The following is an 18,758-nucleotide window of genomic DNA, read 5'->3' on the forward strand; positions in this document are numbered from 1 at the left end:
GTCAACTCACGGCGACGCCGCCCCGTACTCGCGCGGCCGCAATACGACGATGCCGGGTGTGTGCTTCACGTATTCGAGAAACGGCGAGTCGACGACCTTCATGTTTGCCTTCTTCGATGACGCATTGCGCAGCATCGGGCCGTCCGGCGTGTCGATGAAAAAGCCGACGTGCGTGACGTCGAGCCCGTCCGCTTTCGCATAGATGCCGATGAAATCGCCGGTGCGCAGCCGGCTGACGACGTAGTCGTCGACGAACTCGCTCGGGATATGGACGACTTCACGTGACACGACGGGCAGCCCGGACAGGAACGCGCTGCCGTCGGCCTTCCTGTTGAGGAGCTTCGTGGCGGATAGGGCGCGAGCGCTGATCGTCGCGGTAATGTCGTCGGCCAATACCGGTGAACGCGCGGCCCAGTCGGTGAAGAAATGACGACGGTTCCAGAAACTGACGTCGCCGTCGACGTAGCGCGTCCGGACGAGCCGTGTCGCGTAGTCGGCTCGTGTCGCTGCCGATCGCGCGGCTTCGACGTAGTCGAGATAGGTGAAGCAGTCGAGTCCGCTGAAGTCGATCACGAGCCGCTCCGGCGTGGCCGCCGAGCCTTCCAGCACGCCGTCTCGATACGGTACGTCGAGGAACGCCCGCGACAGCACGTCGATCAGCCCGCCCGTGTCGTTGCCCGGATAGGTCGCGCGAATCGCCAGCAGCGTATCGAGCATCGCCGAAGTCGCGTCGCTCATGTCGGCCAACGCGGCGTGCTGCTGCTCGATCGTTTCGTTTGCCGTCGTCGTGGGTGTGTCGCCGTAGCAGCCGTACAAGGTCAAAGCGGCGACGAGCGGTGCGATCTTCGGGACGGTCATGGCAATTGCCCTGCGCTAAGGAGTTGGAAAGCGACGGTTCGCGTCGATGATGGCGGCTGCGACGCGGACCGAATATCAGAAATGGCGCGCGGCGGATGGCTGAATCGGCCGATTCCCCGACGCAGCACGATATCGGGCAGACGAGCGCGCCGGAAAAAATCTAAACAAAGTGTGAAATGGGCGTTCGGACACCGTATCCGGCATCCGGAGACCTGGCCGAACGGCCAGCGGCCCGCCGCCCGTGGAGCATCGGCGTATCATCTTGATTTTCGTCAGCCCGATCCAGGTCCCGCCATGACTTCCGTCGACACGCCCCCCGTCCTCGACCACGACAAGCTCGTTACGTTCGTCGAGCGCAAGTGGAACGATGAAATCCTCCATGCGCTGACCGACTACATCGCGATCCCCGCGAAGAGTCCCGCGTTCGATCCCGACTGGGCGAAACGCGGCTATCTCGAGCGCGTCGTCACCGACGCCGCGCAATGGGCCGAGCGTCAGCCGGTGAAAGGACTGACGCTCGAGATCGTGCGCCTGCCCGGCCGCACGCCGGTGATCTTCTTCGAGACGCCCGCCACGCGCTCGGGGAGCACCGACACGATCCTGCTGTACGGCCACCTCGACAAGCAGCCCGAATTCGACGGCTGGCGCGCGGATCTCGGCCCCTGGACGCCGAAATTCGAGAACGGCAAGCTGTACGGCCGCGGCGGCGCCGACGACGGCTATGCGATCTACGCGAGCCTCGCGGCGCTCGGGGCGCTCGACGAGCAAGGCGTCGAGCGGCCGCGCTGCGTCGGCCTGATCGAGACCTGCGAGGAATCGGGCAGCTACGACCTGCTGCCGTACGTCGACGCGCTGCGCGATCGGCTGGGTAACGTGTCGCTCGTCGTGTGTCTCGATTCCGGCGCCGGCAACTACGACCAGATGTGGCTGACCACGTCGCTGCGCGGGCTCGTGTCCGGCGATCTGCAGGTCGAGGTGCTCGAGGAAGGCATTCATTCGGGCGTGTACGGCGGCATCGCGCCGTCGAGCTTCCGCGTGATGCGTCAGCTGTTCGAGCGCCTCGAAGACGCGAAGAACGGCAACCTGCTGCCGCACGTGTTCCATTGCGAGATTCCCGAAAGCCGGCTGCGCGAAGCCGACGCGGCCGCGGCGATTCTCGGCGATGCGGTATGGAAGGGGCTGCCGTGGGCATGCGGCGCGGACGGCAAGCCGGTGCTGCCGACCACCACCGATCCGCGCGAGGCGCTGCTGAATTCGACGTGGCGTCCGTCGCTGTCCGTGACCGGCGCGGCCGGCTTGCCGGCGCTCGCCGACGCGGGCAACGTGCTGCGTCCGCGCACCGCGTTCAAGCTGTCGCTGCGCCTGCCGCCGCTCGTCGATGCCGCACAGGCCGTGCAGCAGCTGAAGGAACTGCTCGAAGTCGATCCGCCGTACAACGCGAAGGTCACGTTCAAGCCGGATGCGGGCGCCGCCACCGGCTGGAGCGCGCCCGATCTCGCGCCTTGGCTCGCGTCGTCGCTCGACGCGGCTTCGCGCCGTCACTTCGGCGCGGACTGCGCGTACATGGGGCTCGGCGGCACGATCCCGCTGATGAACGTGCTGCAGGAGGGCTTCCCGTCCGCGCAGTTCATGGTGTGTGGCGTGCTCGGGCCGAAGTCGAACGCGCACGGCCCGAACGAGTTCCTGCACGTGCCGTACGCGAAGAAGCTCACCGCGGCGGTCGCGGACGTGATCGCGTCCGCACGCTGAGCATTTCCGTCGCTCACCGCGTGACCTGACGGAGCGTTGCCGATGACCGCGCTGTCGACTCCCGATACCGAACCGCTGCGCATGCGTGCCGAACCGCTGCATGCGTTCGTCGCGTCGCTGTGGGCGCGCGCGGGCAGCAGCGAACGCGACGCGCGGCTCGTCGCCGATCATCTCGTCGGCGCGAACCTCGCGGGCCACGATTCGCACGGCGTCGGGATGATCCCGAACTACGTCGCGTCGTGGCGCGAAGGGCAGCTGCAGCTGAACGGGCACGCGGAGATCGTGCGCGACGGCGGCGCGGTGCTGACGATCGACGGCGGCCGCGGCTTCGGCCAGGTCGTCGCGTTCGATGCGATGGTCGAAGGGATCGAGCGTACGCGGCGCATGGGCATCTGCGCGATCGGGCTGCGCAACGTGCATCACCTCGGCCGCATCGGCCACTGGGCCGAGCAGTGCGCACACGCGGGCCTCGTGTCGTTCCATTTCGTCAACGTGCCGGGCGACCTGCTGGTGGCGCCGCTGCACGGCACCGACGCCCGGTTCGGCACGAACCCGTTCTGCGCCGCATATCCGCGCGCGGGCAAGCCGCCGCTGCTGGTCGATTTCGCGACGAGCGCGATCGCGTACGGCAAGACACGCGTCGCTTACAACCAGCGCCGTCGCGTGCCGGCCGGTTCGCTGATCGATGACCGCGGCCGGCCGACCGACGATCCGGCGGTGATGCACGAGAAGCCGTTCGGGGCGCTGCTGCCGTTCGGCCTGCACAAGGGGTACGCGCTCGCGGCGATGTGCGAGATCTTCGGCGGTGCGCTCGTCGGCGGACACACGACGTACGGCGACACGCTGCAGAAGACGAGCGCGATCGTCAACGGCATGCTGTCGGTGCTGATCGATCCGAACGCGTTCGATGCCGCCGACGCGCAGCGCGAGGCCGACGCGTTCGTCGCGTGGGCGAAGGCATCGCCGCAAGCGGGCGATGCGCCGGTGCAGATGCCCGGCGAGCCGGAGCAAGCGAGTCGCGTAGCGCGTACTGCCGAAGGCATCCCGGTCGATCGTGCGACATGGCGGCAGATTCGCGACAGCGTGGCCGCGATCGGCTTCGACGACGCGGCGCTCGACGCGTGGACGCGGCGCTGCACCGGCGACGCGTAAGCGCACCACGGACGCGGGCAGCCGATGAGCTGGCAAGCGGAGAAGGCACACGGCGACGAGATCGCGTATCGGCTCGCGAGCCTCGGCCACGTCGAAGTCACGCGCTTTTTCAGCGGCGCCGCGCTGCGGCTCGACGGCGTGATGTTCGGCTTCCTCGCGCGCGGTTCGCTGTTCCTGCGCGTCGACGACGTGAACCGGCCCGCGTTCGCCGCGGCGGGGATGAAGCCGTTTTCCTACACGGGCCGCACGCGCACCGTATCGCTCGAGGGCTACTACGAGACGCCGGCCGACGTGCTCGAAGATGCGGGCGCGTTGTTCGACTGGTGCCGCGACGCGTATCGTGCGGCGCTGGCGGCAGGGCCGCCGAAACGCGGCACGAAGGGCGGCCGCAAGACGCGCACCGTATAGCGCACGCACTGTCGCCGTCGCCCGGCGTGATGCGATGGCGGTTTCCTTTTCCGCTCATTCGCTCGAGACGGTTCGACGCGGATGTGCCGCACCGCACGGCACCGGGCCGCGCGCTGCGCTCGAGCGTGCTTCACAACCGGCGCCGTGCCGTTTATGATCGGCGCGGGCCGCGCCCGTGCGTCGCGCCGCCTGCGCCGGCATGCCCGCCGGCCCCCGAGAACGGCGCATCGAACGCCGCCGGGGCGCTTCCCCCCATCCTCATTTCCGACGGAGACAGCCGATGCTCGTCCTGATTCTCGGTTTAGCGATCTTCCTTGGTGTGCACTCGATCCGGATCGTCGCCGATGGCTGGCGCTCCGCGCAGATCGAGCGGGTCGGCGAGAAGGGCTGGAAGGCGCGCTATTCGATCGTGGCGATCGTCGGTTTCGTGCTGATCGTGTGGGGCTACGGCATCGCGCGTGCAAACGCTACGCTGCTGTGGGTGTCGCCGGTCGGCGTGCGCCATCTGACGGGCATGCTGACCGCGATCGCGTTCGTGCTGATCGCCGCGTCGCACGTGCCGGCGAACCGCATCAAGGCGCTCGTCGGCCATCCGATGGTGGCGGGCGTGATGGTCTGGTCGATCGCGCATCTGCTCGCGAACGGCACGCTGCATGCGGTCGTGCTGTTCGGCGCGTTCTTCGTATGGTCGCTCGTCGACTTCGTCGTGTCGCGCGCGCGCGATCGTCGCGACGGCGTCCGCTATCCGGCCGGCAAGCTGTCCGGCGACGTCGTGTCGATCGTCGCGGGGCTCGTCGTGTGGGCGGCGTTCGCGTTCTTTCTGCACGGCTGGCTGATCGGCGTGCAGCCGCTCGGTTGAGCGGGCGCCGGCCGAACGCGCGTCAGATCGGCTTCACGAACAGGCCGACGGTCAGCGCGGCGCCGATGCATACGATTGCGATGCGCAGCACGCGCTCGTTGACGCGGTGCAGTGCCCACGCGCCGGCGAGGCCGCCGGCGATCGCGCCGCCGCCGAGCGCGAGCGCCGCACCCCAATGCAGATGCGGCGACGTCACGAACAGCACGACGGCCGACGCGTTCATCACGCCCGCGAGCGCGTTCTTGGTCGACGTCGCGTGACGCGGCGACAGGCCGGCCATCGTCAGCGCGGCCATCATCAGAAATCCGATTCCGCCGCCGAAATAGCCGCCGTAGATCGCGATCAGGAATTGCGAAACGCCGGCCGCGAACGGACCGATATGTCGGGTTTCCGCGGTCGGCTTCCGGAAGAAGCTGCCCCATGCGAACACGATCGTCGCGAACAGCACGAGCCACGGGACGAGCCGCGAGAAGATCGACGACGGGGTTTTCAGCAGCAGCAGCCCGCCGAGCGCACCGCCGACGATGCTGATCGCGAACAGCGCGCGAAACGACAGCTTGCCGGCGCCGCGCACCATCCGGCGGCTTGCCCAGCCGGTCGTGACCTGCGCGGGAAAGAGCGCGACCGTCGACGTGATGTTCGCCGCGAGCGGCGACATGCCCGACACGATCAGCGCGGGCAGCGTGATGAACGAGCCGCCGCCTGCGAGGGCGTTCTGGAGGCCGGCCCAGACGCCGGCGACGATGAGGAGAGCGAGCACGATCGGTGGTCCCGGAGAGCCGTCGTTGAACCGCTGACGATGGAGCGTGCCGCGGCGATGCGTGATGGTAATTCAGGACTCGCGCATGCGCACGGGTTTCGCCGGCGGCCGATGCGCGGCGGGCACGATTCGGCAGTCGGGAAGGACTCGCTCGTACCGATTCTTTTGCCGACGCTGACTATTGGCTTGCAGCACGCGATTCGGCCGGATCGGAATGGCTTGGCCTGTGTTTCGCAATCAACGCGCGTCCGTATGCGTCGGCACCTCCTCGTCGGTGCGCGGATAGACGATCGTGCCGTCCGGCTGCGAGACCGCGCCTGCGGTGAGCCGCGCGGGCTCGATGCGGTTGCGGCCCATGATGTGCAGCACCGTTTCGCCGCGCGCGATCAGATAGTCCGACACGATGCGCCGGTGACAGCGCCACCACACGGCTTCCGAGCACATGATCGCGCAGCGCTGCTTGCGTCCTTGCGCGATCAGGCGATCGAGACCCGCATGGAACGCCGGCGACAGCGCATAGTCCGCGTACCGATGAAAGCTGCGATTCGTCCAGAAATCGTTGACGTCGTTCGGCACGTCGTGCGACTTGCCGCGCAGGCCGCCGAGCTCGGCGATGTGTTCGTACTCGATGCCGGCCGAAGCGAGCGCCTCGGGCAGCGTCGCTTCGTTGAATTGCGGATTCGCGCGCGAGCGCGTCATCTTGCGGATGTCGACGAGCAGCGTGACGTCGGCCGCGCCGAGCATCGCGATGAATTCGTCGAGCGTGCGGTCGGAATGGCCGATCGTGTAGAACGGCAGCATCACGCGCGCTCCTTGCCGGCAATGCGTTCGAGCACGCTGCCGCGATGGGCGGCGACGTGATCGGTGCGATCGCTCCTGATCTCGTACTGCGGATCGTCGGGCGACGCGCGGTGCCGATGACCCTTGTAGTCGAAGTCCTGCGTGTGGACCGCGACGATCGTGCCGGTCACGTAACCGGCTTCGGAATTCCAGCGGACGTGGTCGCCTACGTGAAACTGCGTCGTCATCCGAAGTCCTCCTTGCATCGAAGGGCGCGCGATGCGAGCGGCGCGCGCACCTGTGCGGATTATCGGCCTCCGTCGCGGACGAAAAAAGCGCGGAGGCGAGCGGCAGCGCAAATTCTCAGCAATCGACGTGCCTGCGCGTCGCCACGCTTGCGTGTGTCCGGCGATACAGGCGACAAGCGGTCGTCCGCCCGAGCGGCGCTACGGCCGACCGCGTAGCGAACGATCCGCATCGCCAAAAACGGCGCGGATGCCGCGCGCCGGCGCATGACCGGTGCCGCGGCATCCGCTCGTGCTTACTCGCCGAGCTTCGACGTCACGCAACCCGTGCTCGCGCATTCGCGTTCGCGCTCGCGCAGGAACGACAGCCGCGACTGCGTCGCGTCGATCGCGCACTGCAGGTTGACCAGATAGCCGTCGTCACGCTTCTCGCTGCAGCGGTCGTCGCGCTGCTTCATCCATGCGAGCTGACCGCTCTTCAGCTTCGCCTGCTGGTCGCCGCTCAGCTGCTTGCGCAGGCGGCCGTACTGGTCGTTCAGTTCGCGATCGAGCTGCGAGAACTCGTTGCTGCTGCAGTACACCTGGTCGAACGCGCTGCGCGGCTTCGCGCAGCCGGCCGCGTGCGCGGCGAACGGAACGGCGAGCGCGGCGAGCGCGCAGCATACGAGCAGACTCTTCTTCTTCATGGTGGTGCTCCTCACTGGGTGAAAACCGGTCGAGCCGATCGGCGACGCTGCTATCGAACCGCCGTGCACGCGTCGATGCCGCCCGCGATCGCGGCGGCCAGACGCTGGATCGTTTCGCGGCGCGCGAGTCGCTTTTCTTCATCGGGATTGACGATCACGCCTGCTTCGACGAGCACGGCCGGAATCGGCGCGGTGCGCAGCACGACGAGATCGTCGAAGCGGTGGATGCCGAGCGACGGATCGATCAGCGGCCGGTTCTCGCCCTTGATCGGCTCCGCGTGATACAGCGACGGCCGTTCGCCGGCCGCGACCAGCCGCTCGGCGATCGCCTTCGCGCATTGCAGGCTTTGCGCATAGCGCGGATTGCGCTGCGACACGAACACCGCAAAACCGCGGAATTCGCGCTGCCGGCCGGCGTCGATGAACTGCTGCTGCATCGAATCGTGATGGATCGACACGAACAGGTTCGCGTCGGGCGCCTGCGTCGAGCGCTGGTTCAGCGCGATCTCGCGGCCGTCGGCCGACGTGCGCAGGACGCGGTCGCCGTTCGCTGCGAGCTTTTCGGCCACCGCGGCGGACAGATCGAGGTTGTACAGGTATTCGACGCGGCCGCTCGCGCCGGTCGCGCCGGGATGGCTCGGCGTGTGGCCGGTGTCGACGACGATGTAGCGCGAGGAAGCGGGTTCGGGACGCGCGTTCGCGTCGTCGGCCGCGTGAGCTGCGGGCAACGTGCCGAGCAGTGCCGGGCACGCGAGCGCCGGGACGACGACGAGCGGGCGCAAATTTCGGAGGATTCGGTTCTTCATTGTTGTTGTCGAGCAAGTACGGGCCGCGTCGAGCGGCGCGGCACCGTCGGCCTGCGCTCGATGCACTCGGAATGTCGCGCGATTATAGCGGGCCGCAGCGGCGCCGCAATGACGGCGCGGCTGCCGCGTCTTCCGGCACGCGCGCGTGCGATGCGCAACGGCGGCGCACTTTTCCGCAGGCCGGTTGCATGCCGCGCACCATGCGGCGACTCCCGGTCCATCGTCGACGCCGGTCGAGTCGAGCGCGCATTCGATTGAACTATCCCGAAAACTTTCCTACGATCCGGTCATGCGTTCGGGAAAGACCCGAAGCGTTTCAATCTCTTGAGGGAGCCTCATGAGTACGCAACCGAACCGGCGCCTCGACGCGCTCGTTTTCATCGGCCGTTTCCAGCCTCCGCATCGTGGTCACCTGAATGTGCTGAAGTCCGCATTGAGCCGGGCCGAGCGCGTGTGCGTGCTGATCGGCTCGACCGACCGGCCGCGCACGATCAAGGATCCGTTCTCGTTCGACGAGCGGCGCCAGATGCTGCTGTCGCTGTTCGACGCAGCGGAGCGCGAGCGCGTGACGATCGCGCCCGTGCAGGACTCGACGTACAACGACAACGACTGGCTGCGCTGGGTGCAGGATGCGGTCGCGGCCGCGCTCGGCGACGTCGCGCAGCGCCGCGTCGGGCTGATCGGTCACGAGAAGGACGCGACGTCGTATTACCTGCGGATGTTCCCGCAATGGGAACGGGTCGACGTCGACGCGACGGAAGACATTTCCGCAACCGAAATCCGCGACCAGTATTTCGCCGAGCGCACGAACAGCTTCGTGCGGTGGGCGGTGCCCGAACCGGTGTTCGGCTGGCTCGAGCGCTTTCGCACGCAGCCGGAGTTCGCGCAGCTGAAGGCCGAAGCCGAGTTCATCGCCGCGTATCGCAACGCATGGTCGGCCGCGCCGTATCCGGTCACGTTCGTGACCGTCGACGCGGTGGTCGTGCATTCCGGGCACATCCTGCTCGTGCGTCGCCGCAGCGAGCCGGGCCGCGGGCTGTGGGCGCTGCCGGGCGGATTCGTGAACCAGGACGAACGGCTCGACGCCGCGTGCATTCGCGAACTGCGCGAGGAGACCGGCCTGAAGCTGCCGGAGCCCGTGCTGTGCGGTTCGCTGAAGGACCGCCAGGTGTTCGACCATCCGACCCGCTCGCTGCGCGGCCGCACGATCACGCACGCGTGCCTGTTCAACTTCCCGACCGGCGAGCTGCCGCGCGTGAAGGGCAGCGACGATGCCGACAAGGCGCGCTGGGTGCCGCTCAACGAGTTCGCGCAGATGCGCAGCGTGATGTTCGAGGATCACTTCGACATCGCGTATCACTTCCTGGGGAAGCTGTGATGCGCTGATTCCCCGCTTCCGGTCCGCCGCGACAGACGCGGCGGCATTGAAACGGCCTAGAGGAGCTCTAGCCATGCAACACGATCCCGGCGGCTTTGCCGCGATTCTCGCCAATCCGATCCTCAACACGGATTCGTACAAGGCTTCCCACTTTCTGCAATATCCGCCCGACGCGTCGGCGATGTTCTCGTACGTCGAATCGCGCGGCGGCCGCTACGACCGCACGCTGTTCTTCGGGCTGCAGATGCTGCTGAAGGAATATCTGTGCCGGCCGGTCACGCACGCGATGATCGACGACGCGCGCGCGTTCTTCGCCGCGCACGGCGAGCCGTTCAACGAAGCGGGGTGGCGCTGCGTCGTCGAGCGCTACGACGGCTATCTGCCGGTGAAGATCCGCGCGGTGCCGGAAGGCTCGATCGTGCCGGTGCACAACGTGCTGATGACGGTCGAATGCGACGATCCGCGCGCGTTCTGGCTCGCGTCATATCTCGAGACGATGCTGCTGCGCGTGTGGTATCCGGTGACGGTCGCCACGCGCAGCTGGCATCTGCGGCAGACGATCCGCCGCTACCTCGAGAAGACCGACGACGATCTCGCGCAACTGCCGTTCAAGCTGCACGATTTCGGCGCGCGCGGCGTGTCGAGCGCGGAATCGGCCGCGATCGGCGGCGCCGCGCACCTCGTCAGCTTCATGGGCTCGGACACGGTGCTCGGCGTGCTCGCCGCGAACCGTTTCTACCGCGAGCCGATGGCCGCGTACTCGGTGCCCGCGGCCGAGCACAGCACGATCACGTCGTGGGGACGCGAGCACGAAGCGGACGCGTACCGGAACATGATCCGGCTCTTCGGCCGGCCCGGCGCGATCGTGTCGGTCGTATCCGACTCGTACGATCTGTTCGCGGCGCTCGAACTGTGGGGCGGCGAGCTGCGGCACGCGGTGATCGACTCGGGCGCGACGCTCGTCGTGCGCCCCGATTCGGGCGACCCGGTCACGATCGGGCTGCAGACCGTGCGCGCGCTCGACGCGTCGTTCGGCTCGACGGTGAACGGCAAAGGACGCCGCGTGCTGAATCACGTGCGCGTGATCCAGGGCGACGGCGTCGACGAGCAGTCGATCGATGCGATTCTGTCCGTGCTCGATGACGCCGGCTATGCCGCCGGCAACGTGGCGTTCGGCATGGGCGGCGCGCTGCTGCAGCAGCTGAATCGCGACACGCAGCGCTTCGCGATGAAGTGCTCGGCGATCCGTCGCGGCGGCGTGTGGCACGACGTCTGCAAGGATCCCGCGACCGACCGCGGCAAGCGGTCGAAGAAGGGGCGGCTCACGCTGCTGCGCAATCGCCGCACCGGCGAGTACCGGACCGCGATGCTGCCGCTCGCGTGGGACGATCGCACGCTCGAACACGAATGGGACGATGCGCTCGACACGGTGTTCGATACCGGCCGGCTGCTCGTCGACGCATCGTTCGCCGACGTGCGGGCAAGAGCGCATTCCGGGCACGCATAAGGCGCGCCGGCCGCAGCGCGAACGCGCCTCGCGCTGCGCGGCGCGCATCGCCGGTTCTCAACGCTCGCTCGTCGCCGCGCGGCGGCCTTCGCGCGGCTGCGCGCTACGGTCGTCCGCCTTGCGTGCCGCGTCCATCGCACGCGCGAGCGCATCGAACACCGCGGGCCCCTTGCAGCGCGACACGTTGAAGCGCAGATACGACGTCGCGCCGTGCGACGCGCTGAACACGTTGCCCGGCGCGAGCACGACGTCGTGATCGAGCGCATGACGCGCGACGCGCGCGGCATCGAGCTCGTCCGGCAGCCGCGCCCACACGAACAGCCCGCCGCGCGGCTCGGTCCAGATGTCGAGCCCCGCGCGCGCGAGCCGCCGGATCGTCTCGCCCATCGCGTCGGCGAGCCGCGCGCGCAGCGCGTCGAGATGACGCCGGTACGTGCCGTCGACGAGCAGCCGATGCACGACGTTCGCGCCGATCTGTGCATTGCCGAACGACGTCGCGAGTTTCAGGTCGACGAGCGCGTCGATCCATTCGGCGCGCGCGGCGACGTAGCCGCAGCGGATCGCGGCCGACAGCGTCTTCGAGAAGCTGCCGATCGACACGACGCGCGACAGCCCGTCGAATGCCGCGAGGCGCGGCGCGGGCGTGGTCTCGAAATCCGCGAAGATGTCGTCCTCGACGATCAGCAGCCCGTGCTCGGCGGCGAGCGTCAGCAGCCGGTGTGCGACCGGCGGCGCGAGCGTCGCGCCGGTCGGGTTGTGCAGCGCGGCGTTCGTGATGTAGAGGCGCGGCCGATGTTCGGCGAGCGTCTGCTCGAAGCGGGCGAGGTCGGGCCCGTTCGGCGTGTACGGGACGCTGACGATCCGCGCGCGGTGCGCGCGCAGCAGCGCCTGGAAGTTGAAGTAGCACGGATCGTCGACGACGACCGTATCGCCGGGCTCGAGCAGCAGCCGGCACACGAGGTCGAGCGCGTGCGTGCCGCCGTCGGTCAGCAGGATCTGCGCGGGCTCCGCATGCACGCCGTGCTGGGCGAGCCGCCACGCGAGCTGCTGGCGCAGCGCGGGCAGACCGAGCGGCGTCGCGTAGTCGGTCAGCGCGTCGGCGTCGTCGCGCGACACGGCGCGCAGCGCGCGGCGCAGGCTTTCGTCCGGCAGCCACGACGACGGCAGCCAGCCGCAGCCGGGCTTCATCGTCGCGGGCGCCGCTTCCAGCGACTGCCGCGACAGCCACAGCGGATCGAGTTCGCGGTCGAGGCGCGGGCCGAGATCCGCGAGCGCGAGCGGCGGCGCATGGCCCGATACGTAGAAGCCCGACCCGCGCCGCGCGACCAGCACGCCTTCGCTCGCGAGCCGCTCGTACGCATCGACGACCGTCGATTTCGATACGTGCAGCGCGTCCGCCATCATCCGGATCGACGGCACGCGCGCGCCCGGCATCAGCGCGCGGCTCGCGATGCGTGCGCGCAGCGTGTCCATCACGGTTTCGACGCGCGTGCGCGACGGGGCGGGCGGAACGGGATCGACGGGAGTAACGCGCATGACGAACGGTGAACTGTACGGCCGTTTGTCCAGTACAGTTTGTCGGAATTGTATTGGGCTGTAGCTTACGCGTTTTTCGCGCGCGGCGGATCATCGGTCATCCACTTCCTCGACCAGGATTTCCCCGTGCAAAAGACGACCGACGGATGGCTCAGCGGCATGCTGGGCGTCATCATCTTCAGCGGCTCGCTGCCTGCGACGCGTGTCGCGGTGCAGGGGCTCGACCCGCTGTTCCTCACGTTCGCGCGCGCGACGATCGCCGGCGCGCTCGGCCTGCTGCTGCTCGTCGCGCTGAAGCAGAAGCGGCCGACGCGTGCGGAGGCGGCATCGCTCGTCGTCGTCGCGCTCGGCGTCGTGATCGGTTTTCCGCTGTTGACCGCGCTCGCGCTCAAGCACGTGACGTCCGCGCATGCGATCGTGTTCGTCGGGCTGCTGCCGCTCGCGACCGCGCTGTTCGGCGTCTGGCGCGGCGGCGAGCGGCCGCGGCTGCCGTTCTGGCTGTTCTCGCTGGTCGGCAGCGGCGCGGTGGCCGCGTTCGCATTGCGCAACGGCGGGCACGCGTCGATCGTCGGCGATGCGCTGATGCTGGCCGCGATCGTCGCGTGCGGGCTCGGCTACGCGGAAGGCGCGCGGCTGTCGCGCGATCTCGGCGGCTGGCAGGTGATCTCGTGGGCGCTCGTGCTGTCGCTGCCGCTGATGCTGCCGCTCGCGTGGCTCACGCGGCCGGCGACGCTCGCCGGCGTCGACGCGGGCGCGCTGTGGGGGCTCGCGTACGTGTCGCTGTTCAGCATGCTGATCGGCTTCGTGTTCTGGTATCGCGGGCTCGCGCTCGGCGGGATCGCCGGCGTCGGCCAGCTGCAGCTGCTGCAGCCGTTCTTCGGCTTCCTGCTCGCGGCCGGGCTGCTGCACGAGACGGTGCCGCCGTCGATGCTGGTCGTGACGGTCGTCGTGGTCGGCTGTGTCGCGGGCGCGAAGTACTTCTCGAAGATCGCGCCGGTGCAGCGCGCCGGATGATGTGCAACGCGGCGCACGCTGCGGCGGGAGAGGCGCGCGCGGCGTGCGGCACGACCGGACAGTCCGCCGCCGCGCGTGCACGCACCGCTTATCCCATCACGACGTTCGCGAGCCGGAACTGATACGCGGTGGCGGTCGTGCCGCCGCCGCCGCCCGTCATCACGATGTCGGCGCTCTTGATGCCGAGCAGCGACAGTTCGGTGTTGATGTCGGACAGCACCGCCGAATTCATCACCGCGCCCTGTTCGATCTGCGATGCGGTGCCGATCCACAGCGTCGGCTTGAATTCGAACACGGCCTTCTGGCCGGGTACGATGCCGGTCTTGTGCGCGAGCAGCCGGTTGTCCTTGAAGACCGACGCGGTGATCGCGCCCTGGCGCAGGTCGTTGCGCAGCTGGATCTCGCGCGACGTCGGCGCCGGCCCGGCGAACGCGAGCACGTTGCCGGACGCGGCGCGCGACACGCTGAAGATCTGTCCGTTGTCCGCACGCTTTTGCGGCATGTAGTTGCCGTCGGCGTCGCTCGCGGAGACAGTCGTCAGCATCGGAAACACGAACGGATGGTTGTCGCCGCGCCCGCAGTTCGTGATGACCTTCCACGCGATCGCCAGTTCGTCGAAATCGGTCGACACGTTCTTCTGGAAGATCACGACCTGGCTGTTGTTCACGTCGTTCGACAGGTTGACGAAGTTGAGCTTGATGTCCATGAGTCACCTTGATTCGATCTGGATCAGTGATTGAAACGCGCCGGCCGTGTGTTGCCGGCGCGCGTGTCGTTACGCCATCACGACGTTCTCGAGCCGGAACGTGAACGGCAGCGAGCGCGGGCCGGGGCCGCCGCCGGTCATCACGATGTCGGCGCTCGCGATCCCGAGCAGCGACAGCTCGGTGTTGATGTCGGAGATGACCGCCGAGTTCAGCAGCGCGCCCTGTTCGACCTGCGACGCGACGCCGATCCAGATCGTCGGCTTGAACTGGAACACGGCCTTCTGGCCCGGCGCGACGGACGTCTTGCGCGCAAGCGCGCTGCCGTCCTTGTAGATCGTCGCGTTGATCGCGCCGGTCGGCAGATCGTTGCGCACCTGCACTTCGGTGCTCGCGCCCGGCTCGGCGCCGAGCTGCAGTACGTCGCCCGAGCTGGAGCGCACGACCTGGAACACCTGGCCGTTCGTCGCGAGCTGCTGCGGCATGTAGTTGCCCCAGCTGTCGCTTGCGCTCACGCTCATCGTCATCGGGAACTTGAACGGATGGTTGTCGCCCTGGCCGCAATTGCGGATCACCTTCCATGCGATCGCGAGTTCGTCGAAGTCGGTGGCCACGTTCTTCTGGAAGATCACGATGCTCGAGTTGTTCGCATCGTTCGAGCGGTTGATCAGGTTCAGCTGGATATCCACGTCGTTGCTCCTTGCGTTCAAAAAAAAGCGGCAATCGGTCTGCCGCATACCTTTCCCGCCGGCGCGTGCGCGAGCGCGCGCCGTCAAGCCCGTCGAAACCGGATGAAACCGGATGAAACCGGATGAAGCGGCGCTACGCGCGCACGACGCGTTCGAGCGCGAATGCGAACGGCTGCGCATCGGCGCCGGTGCCGCCGCCTGTCATCACGATGTCCGCCGCCGCGATGCCGGCGAGCGGCAGCTGCGTGTTCACGCTCGACAGCACCGCCGCGTGCAGCGCGCGGCTTTCCTGCACCTGCGACGCGACGCCGATCCACAGCGTGGGCGTGAAGCGGAACACCGCCTTCTGGCCGGGCGCGACCGCTTCCTTCACCGCGATCAGCCGGCCCGCGCTGAACGCGTTCACGTTCACCGCGCCGCGCGTCATCCGGTTCACGACCTCGATGTCGCCGCCGGACGCGCCGGCACGGTCGGGCACGAGCCGGCCGCGGCCGGTCGGATGCGCGTCGACCGCGAAGCGCGTGCCGGCCGGCGCGGCGACGCGCGGCGAGAAGTTGCCGTGCTCGTCGCCGAGCGCGACGTCGATGTCGGTCGAATAGACGAACGGATGGAAGCAGTCGCGCCCGCAGTAGCGGATCACCTTCCATGCGACGGCGAACGTGTCGAGATCGGGAATCACGTCGCGCTGGAACAGCACGACTTCGCTGTTGCCGCAGTCGTTCGAGCGATTCACGAAGCGCAGCCGGATGTCCATCACGCTTGCTCCCGAGCGGGCGCGGCGTCGCCGTCGCGCAGGTTGCGGTCGGCCCACTGCGCAAGCGCCGGCGCGACGCCGTTCGCGAGCGACGCGACGTGCAGCGCCTGCGCGCGCGCCTGCGCATGCACGTCGCCGGCGAAGCGGCCGAGCGCCATCGCGGCATCGGCCGGCCCGCGCGTGCGGCCGAGATCGTCCAGGCATTGCGCGGCTGCGTCGGCCATCGCGCCCGCATGCTGCAGGTGGCTCTGCGTGAAGCGCGTCGCGAGGTCCGCGTTCAGCGCGGCGAGTTCCTTGATCGCGGCGGCCGAGCTGCCGGGCGCGAGCCGTTCGATCTGCGCGCGCCACAGCGAGTCGGTCGCCGCCTGGCACGCATCCATGTAGCGGTGGCCGGCTTGCAGCGCGGTGTGCGCGAATGCGCGCCATGCGGGGCCGCCGGTCGTGCCGGCCGCGCCGGTGGTCTGTGCGGCGAATTTGCCGAGCAGCTGCAGCGCGTTGGCGTGCGCGCTTTCCCATTGGGCGATGAACGTGGAGAACATGGCGGTTCCTTGTATTGGATCGAGTGGCGGTGACGGGACGTCGGCGTGCATCGCGCGAATCACGGCCGCGCGGCGCCGAGGCGCTGCACCATCCGCATCACGGCGGCCATCTGCGGCGCGTCGCGGCGGTAGAAGTCGGGATGCAGCGGGTCGGCGCTCGTATAGCCCCAGAAGTCCCAGCAGCCGAGCGGGTTGACCGCGGATTTCGCGACCTGCGGATAGAGGACGATCAGCCGGTTCGTATCGGCGATCTCGTTGTAGCCGACGCCGCGGATCATCCGTTCGCCGACCGTCGCGACGTTCTGCACGCAGCCGTGGAACACGACGTGCACCGCGCACGTCGCGCGTTCGCATTCGGCCGGCACGTACGCATAGCCGACGTCGTCGAGCGATGCGCGGCGCTGCGGGTCGAACGCACGCTGATCGAAGCGCAGCAGCTTGCCGTTCGCCTGCGCGGCCGGCGGATTCAGCGGCTTCGCGCTCGTGCCGTAGATCCAGCGGACGATGTCGTGCGACTGCTCGAAGCCGCAGTTGTCGATGTACGGACTCGCGTTCGCGCTGCACGCGTTGTCTTCCGGCCGGTTCGTGATGAACGCGTGACCGGCGTCCGGCGACGCGCGGTACAGCAGGTTCGCGTCGGGCACCTGCGCGAGCGTGTAGAAGCGTGCGGTCTGATCGACGACGCGGGTGGACACGACCGTATCCTTCGCGCCGCTGAACACGTAGATGCGCTGGCGACGCAGATTGACCGGATCGTCGATCTGGCCGCGCTGTGCGAACGTGCGCGCAGCGCGCCATGCGTCGGCCGCGGACGGCGCGGGACCGATCGGCTGCATGCACAGCGTGGTCGCGGCCACCGCGGGCGCGATCAGTTCGTTCACGCCCGCGCAGTAGAACGGGCCGCCGGCGACGATTCCCGCGCCGATCAGCCGGCTCGAGAACGCGACGTCGAACTGCGCGGCCATGAAGCCGCCGGACGACAGCCCCGATACCGACGTGCGCTGCAGGTCGGCTGCGTACGCGGGCAGCGGGTCGGCCGCGAGTGCGGCGTGCGGCGCGGCCGACACGATCGCGGCAACGGTGACGGAGGCGGCGCCGACCAAGCGGCGCACATCGCGAAGCGTGCGCGAAACGGCGGAGCGGAGCGGCGCTGGGCGGCCGGGCGAGCGGGTGACGTTCATGCGGAACTCCTGTCGTGGCGATGGGTTGGGATCGCGAATGCGATGCAATGCTTGACGGACGGCTTCAGCTTAGGTGCGGCGCGCGGTGCGGAGAATGGCGCAAACGGCACGGTCGACGACCCGTGACGTTCGGCCTGCGCGCGCCGCGGCCGTCATGACAGAAACAGCGCGCGCTCCGCGCGGCGCCGCTTCGTGAGGCCGGCGAGCGGCCTGCCGCCGGCCTTGTTCCACACGAGGAACTGGTCGGCCGCGCGCGCGGTGGCGCCGGCATTCAGGTAGCGCAGCAGCGTCGACGAGCGCAGTCGTCCGGCGCCGAGGTTGAAGACGAACGACATCAGCGCGTCGAACTGCTGCTGCGTGACCGGCACGCGCAGCAGCTTGCGCAGGTTCAGCTCGGCGCTGCGCAGGTCGCGCCGCAGCAGCGCATCCGCCTCGGCCTGCGTGAGCGGCCGCGTGAAGCGTTCGTGCGGCAGGATCAGATGTCCGTAGCCGATCGTCGGCTTGCCGACCGCGTCGAGATACCGCGCAAGCCGCAGCCCCTCGAACTGCTTGATCAGCGCGATGCCCTGCGCGCCGGTGCGTTCAGGCTGGTTCGCCATCGTCGTTCTCCTTGCTGCCCGGCCGTGCGCGCGGCACGAGGCGCTGCGTGTATTCGTCGATCACGCGCATGATCGCTTCGGGCGGCGCGAGCGCCGCGAACTGCATTTCGATGTCGATGTGCTCGGTGTCACGCTGCCGCGCGACGCCCTGTGTGTCCTTGCTGCCGGAGCGCGGCGCGAACGTCACGTAGAAGCGGCCGCGCTGGTCGTCGCCCGCGATGCCGCCGGCGGGCAGCGCCTCGGTGAAGTCGCCGCGCACGGTCAGATGCACGACCATCCGCTCGAGCGCGAGCCCGCGCGGCGTCGCGAGCGCGACGAGCGGCACCGGCATCGCATGCTCGGCGTCGAGCGCGACGGTGACTTCGCGCGGCGCGAGCAGCCCGTCGTCGCGCCGGTCGAAGAACTGGTCGAGCACGGCCGTGTACTGATGCGCGAGCAGCTGGTTCGCGGCCGCCGCCGCGTGCTGCATCCCGCGCGCGATTTCGTCGAGCGCGATGCCGCGCGGCGGCGGGTGATCGGCGCCGCGCGACGAGCCGGGCGGAGGGGGCGGCGCG

The 18,758-nt window shown here is 68.7% G+C and carries 21 protein-coding genes; 7 read left to right on the forward strand and 14 right to left on the reverse strand.

From position 1 onward, the window contains the following. Positions 1-6 precede the first annotated feature (6 nt). Entirely contained in the window at positions 7-858 is an 852-nt protein-coding gene (locus BUB20358_RS23030; RefSeq protein ID WP_006766273.1) for an N-acetylmuramoyl-L-alanine amidase-like domain-containing protein, read from the reverse strand. A gap of 294 nt (positions 859-1,152) precedes the next feature. Between BUB20358_RS23030 and BUB20358_RS23035 the strand changes: the two genes are divergently transcribed. From BUB20358_RS23035 to BUB20358_RS23050, 4 genes are all read left to right on the forward strand, one after another. Next, positions 1,153-2,607 carry a M20 family metallopeptidase gene (locus BUB20358_RS23035; RefSeq protein ID WP_006766272.1) on the forward strand — a complete coding sequence of 485 codons (1,455 nt, stop codon included), beginning with the start codon at positions 1,153-1,155 and terminating at the stop codon, positions 2,605-2,607. 42 nt (positions 2,608-2,649) lie between these two features. Continuing rightward, on the forward strand, positions 2,650-3,759 hold the full coding sequence (locus tag BUB20358_RS23040; RefSeq protein WP_006766271.1) for a malate/lactate/ureidoglycolate dehydrogenase: 1,110 nt from the start codon (positions 2,650-2,652) through the stop codon (positions 3,757-3,759). Positions 3,760-3,783: 24 nt separating this feature from the next. Then, entirely contained in the window at positions 3,784-4,167 is a 384-nt protein-coding gene (locus BUB20358_RS23045; protein WP_006766270.1) for a TfoX/Sxy family protein, read from the forward strand. Between the two features lie 280 nt (positions 4,168-4,447). Beyond that, a complete protein-coding gene (locus tag BUB20358_RS23050) occupies positions 4,448-5,026 on the forward strand; it encodes an NnrU family protein (protein WP_035974435.1) in 579 nt (192 codons plus the stop codon). A gap of 22 nt (positions 5,027-5,048) precedes the next feature. Here the strand turns inward: BUB20358_RS23050 and BUB20358_RS23055 are convergent, their stop codons facing one another. From BUB20358_RS23055 to BUB20358_RS23075, 5 genes are all read right to left on the reverse strand, one after another. Continuing rightward, positions 5,049-5,786, reverse strand: coding sequence for a sulfite exporter TauE/SafE family protein (locus tag BUB20358_RS23055; RefSeq protein WP_006766268.1), 738 nt, complete (start codon positions 5,784-5,786; stop codon positions 5,049-5,051). A gap of 237 nt (positions 5,787-6,023) precedes the next feature. Beyond that, the gene (locus BUB20358_RS23060) at positions 6,024-6,590 is read right to left on the reverse strand and encodes a DUF488 domain-containing protein (protein ID WP_006766267.1); all 567 of its coding nucleotides are present in this window, start codon (positions 6,588-6,590) and stop codon (positions 6,024-6,026) included. Further along, on the reverse strand, positions 6,587-6,814 hold the full coding sequence (locus tag BUB20358_RS23065) for a hypervirulence associated TUDOR domain-containing protein (protein WP_035974434.1): 228 nt from the start codon (positions 6,812-6,814) through the stop codon (positions 6,587-6,589). Before BUB20358_RS23065 ends, BUB20358_RS23060 begins: the two co-directional genes overlap by 4 nt. Before the next feature lie 293 nt (positions 6,815-7,107). Then, positions 7,108-7,497: a lysozyme inhibitor LprI family protein gene (locus BUB20358_RS23070; RefSeq protein ID WP_006766265.1), complete on the reverse strand. Its 390-nt coding sequence runs from the start codon at positions 7,495-7,497 to the stop codon at positions 7,108-7,110. 50 nt (positions 7,498-7,547) lie between these two features. Then, on the reverse strand, positions 7,548-8,303 hold the full coding sequence (locus BUB20358_RS23075; RefSeq protein WP_035974433.1) for an N-acetylmuramoyl-L-alanine amidase: 756 nt from the start codon (positions 8,301-8,303) through the stop codon (positions 7,548-7,550). Between the two features lie 337 nt (positions 8,304-8,640). Here BUB20358_RS23075 and BUB20358_RS23080 point away from each other — a divergent pair, with 337 nt between their 5' ends. Together BUB20358_RS23080 and BUB20358_RS23085 are read left to right on the forward strand one after the other, a co-directional pair. After that, a complete protein-coding gene (locus tag BUB20358_RS23080) occupies positions 8,641-9,681 on the forward strand; it encodes a bifunctional nicotinamide-nucleotide adenylyltransferase/Nudix hydroxylase (RefSeq protein ID WP_006766263.1) in 1,041 nt (346 codons plus the stop codon). Positions 9,682-9,754: 73 nt separating this feature from the next. After that, positions 9,755-11,188, forward strand: a complete 1,434-nt coding sequence (locus tag BUB20358_RS23085) for a nicotinate phosphoribosyltransferase (protein WP_006766262.1) — start codon at positions 9,755-9,757, stop codon at positions 11,186-11,188. A 57-nt stretch (positions 11,189-11,245) separates the two neighbouring features. On the opposite strand, the gene BUB20358_RS23090 is transcribed toward BUB20358_RS23085, so the two are convergent. Further along, a complete protein-coding gene (locus BUB20358_RS23090) occupies positions 11,246-12,724 on the reverse strand; it encodes an aminotransferase-like domain-containing protein (protein WP_035974432.1) in 1,479 nt (492 codons plus the stop codon). 126 nt (positions 12,725-12,850) lie between these two features. On the opposite strand from BUB20358_RS23090, the gene BUB20358_RS23095 reads away from it, so the two are divergent. Continuing rightward, the gene (locus tag BUB20358_RS23095) at positions 12,851-13,738 is read left to right on the forward strand and encodes a DMT family transporter (protein WP_006766260.1); all 888 of its coding nucleotides are present in this window, start codon (positions 12,851-12,853) and stop codon (positions 13,736-13,738) included. Positions 13,739-13,826: 88 nt separating this feature from the next. On the opposite strand, the gene BUB20358_RS23100 is transcribed toward BUB20358_RS23095, so the two are convergent. From BUB20358_RS23100 to BUB20358_RS23130, 7 genes are all read right to left on the reverse strand, one after another. Continuing rightward, complete coding sequence (locus BUB20358_RS23100) at positions 13,827-14,444, reverse strand: hypothetical protein (protein WP_006766259.1); 618 nt, start codon at positions 14,442-14,444, stop codon at positions 13,827-13,829. Between the two features lie 69 nt (positions 14,445-14,513). Next, a complete protein-coding gene (locus BUB20358_RS23105) occupies positions 14,514-15,131 on the reverse strand; it encodes a hypothetical protein (protein ID WP_035975345.1) in 618 nt (205 codons plus the stop codon). 133 nt (positions 15,132-15,264) lie between these two features. After that, positions 15,265-15,885 (reverse strand): hypothetical protein, encoded by a 621-nt coding sequence (locus BUB20358_RS23110; RefSeq protein WP_035974431.1) that lies wholly within the window; start codon positions 15,883-15,885, stop codon positions 15,265-15,267. Then, positions 15,885-16,424: a hypothetical protein gene (locus BUB20358_RS23115; RefSeq protein ID WP_035974429.1), complete on the reverse strand. Its 540-nt coding sequence runs from the start codon at positions 16,422-16,424 to the stop codon at positions 15,885-15,887. Before BUB20358_RS23115 ends, BUB20358_RS23110 begins: the two co-directional genes overlap by 1 nt. Before the next feature lie 59 nt (positions 16,425-16,483). Continuing rightward, positions 16,484-17,605, reverse strand: a complete 1,122-nt coding sequence (locus tag BUB20358_RS23120) for an extracellular catalytic domain type 2 short-chain-length polyhydroxyalkanoate depolymerase (protein WP_006766256.1) — start codon at positions 17,603-17,605, stop codon at positions 16,484-16,486. Between the two features lie 152 nt (positions 17,606-17,757). Further along, positions 17,758-18,204 carry a lysozyme gene (locus BUB20358_RS23125; RefSeq protein ID WP_006766255.1) on the reverse strand — a complete coding sequence of 149 codons (447 nt, stop codon included), beginning with the start codon at positions 18,202-18,204 and terminating at the stop codon, positions 17,758-17,760. Continuing rightward, positions 18,188-18,758, reverse strand: a 571-nt coding sequence (locus BUB20358_RS23130) for a DUF2589 domain-containing protein (protein ID WP_375136217.1), incomplete at its 5' end; no start/stop codon positions are given. The genes BUB20358_RS23130 and BUB20358_RS23125, both read right to left, overlap by 17 nt.

Source organism: Burkholderia dolosa (genome assembly GCF_902499135.1).
Taxonomy (GTDB): domain Bacteria; phylum Pseudomonadota; class Gammaproteobacteria; order Burkholderiales; family Burkholderiaceae; genus Burkholderia; species Burkholderia dolosa.

Coding starts and splice junctions, on each gene's coding strand:
- BUB20358_RS23045 (WP_006766270.1), top strand. CDS start 3,784: ATGAGCTGGCAAGCGGAGAAGGCACACGGCGACGAGATCGCGTATCGG.
- BUB20358_RS23035 (WP_006766272.1), top strand. CDS start 1,153: ATGACTTCCGTCGACACGCCCCCCGTCCTCGACCACGACAAGCTCGTT.
- BUB20358_RS23090 (WP_035974432.1), bottom strand. CDS start 12,724: ATGCGCGTTACTCCCGTCGATCCCGTTCCGCCCGCCCCGTCGCGCACG.
- BUB20358_RS23100 (WP_006766259.1), bottom strand. CDS start 14,444: ATGGACATCAAGCTCAACTTCGTCAACCTGTCGAACGACGTGAACAAC.
- BUB20358_RS23115 (WP_035974429.1), bottom strand. CDS start 16,424: ATGTTCTCCACGTTCATCGCCCAATGGGAAAGCGCGCACGCCAACGCG.
- BUB20358_RS23085 (WP_006766262.1), top strand. CDS start 9,755: ATGCAACACGATCCCGGCGGCTTTGCCGCGATTCTCGCCAATCCGATC.
- BUB20358_RS23040 (WP_006766271.1), top strand. CDS start 2,650: ATGACCGCGCTGTCGACTCCCGATACCGAACCGCTGCGCATGCGTGCC.
- BUB20358_RS23065 (WP_035974434.1), bottom strand. CDS start 6,814: ATGACGACGCAGTTTCACGTAGGCGACCACGTCCGCTGGAATTCCGAA.
- BUB20358_RS23125 (WP_006766255.1), bottom strand. CDS start 18,204: ATGGCGAACCAGCCTGAACGCACCGGCGCGCAGGGCATCGCGCTGATC.
- BUB20358_RS23120 (WP_006766256.1), bottom strand. CDS start 17,605: ATGAACGTCACCCGCTCGCCCGGCCGCCCAGCGCCGCTCCGCTCCGCC.
- BUB20358_RS23050 (WP_035974435.1), top strand. CDS start 4,448: ATGCTCGTCCTGATTCTCGGTTTAGCGATCTTCCTTGGTGTGCACTCG.
- BUB20358_RS23070 (WP_006766265.1), bottom strand. CDS start 7,497: ATGAAGAAGAAGAGTCTGCTCGTATGCTGCGCGCTCGCCGCGCTCGCC.
- BUB20358_RS23110 (WP_035974431.1), bottom strand. CDS start 15,885: ATGGACATCCGGCTGCGCTTCGTGAATCGCTCGAACGACTGCGGCAAC.
- BUB20358_RS23030 (WP_006766273.1), bottom strand. CDS start 858: ATGACCGTCCCGAAGATCGCACCGCTCGTCGCCGCTTTGACCTTGTAC.
- BUB20358_RS23080 (WP_006766263.1), top strand. CDS start 8,641: ATGAGTACGCAACCGAACCGGCGCCTCGACGCGCTCGTTTTCATCGGC.
- BUB20358_RS23075 (WP_035974433.1), bottom strand. CDS start 8,303: ATGAAGAACCGAATCCTCCGAAATTTGCGCCCGCTCGTCGTCGTCCCG.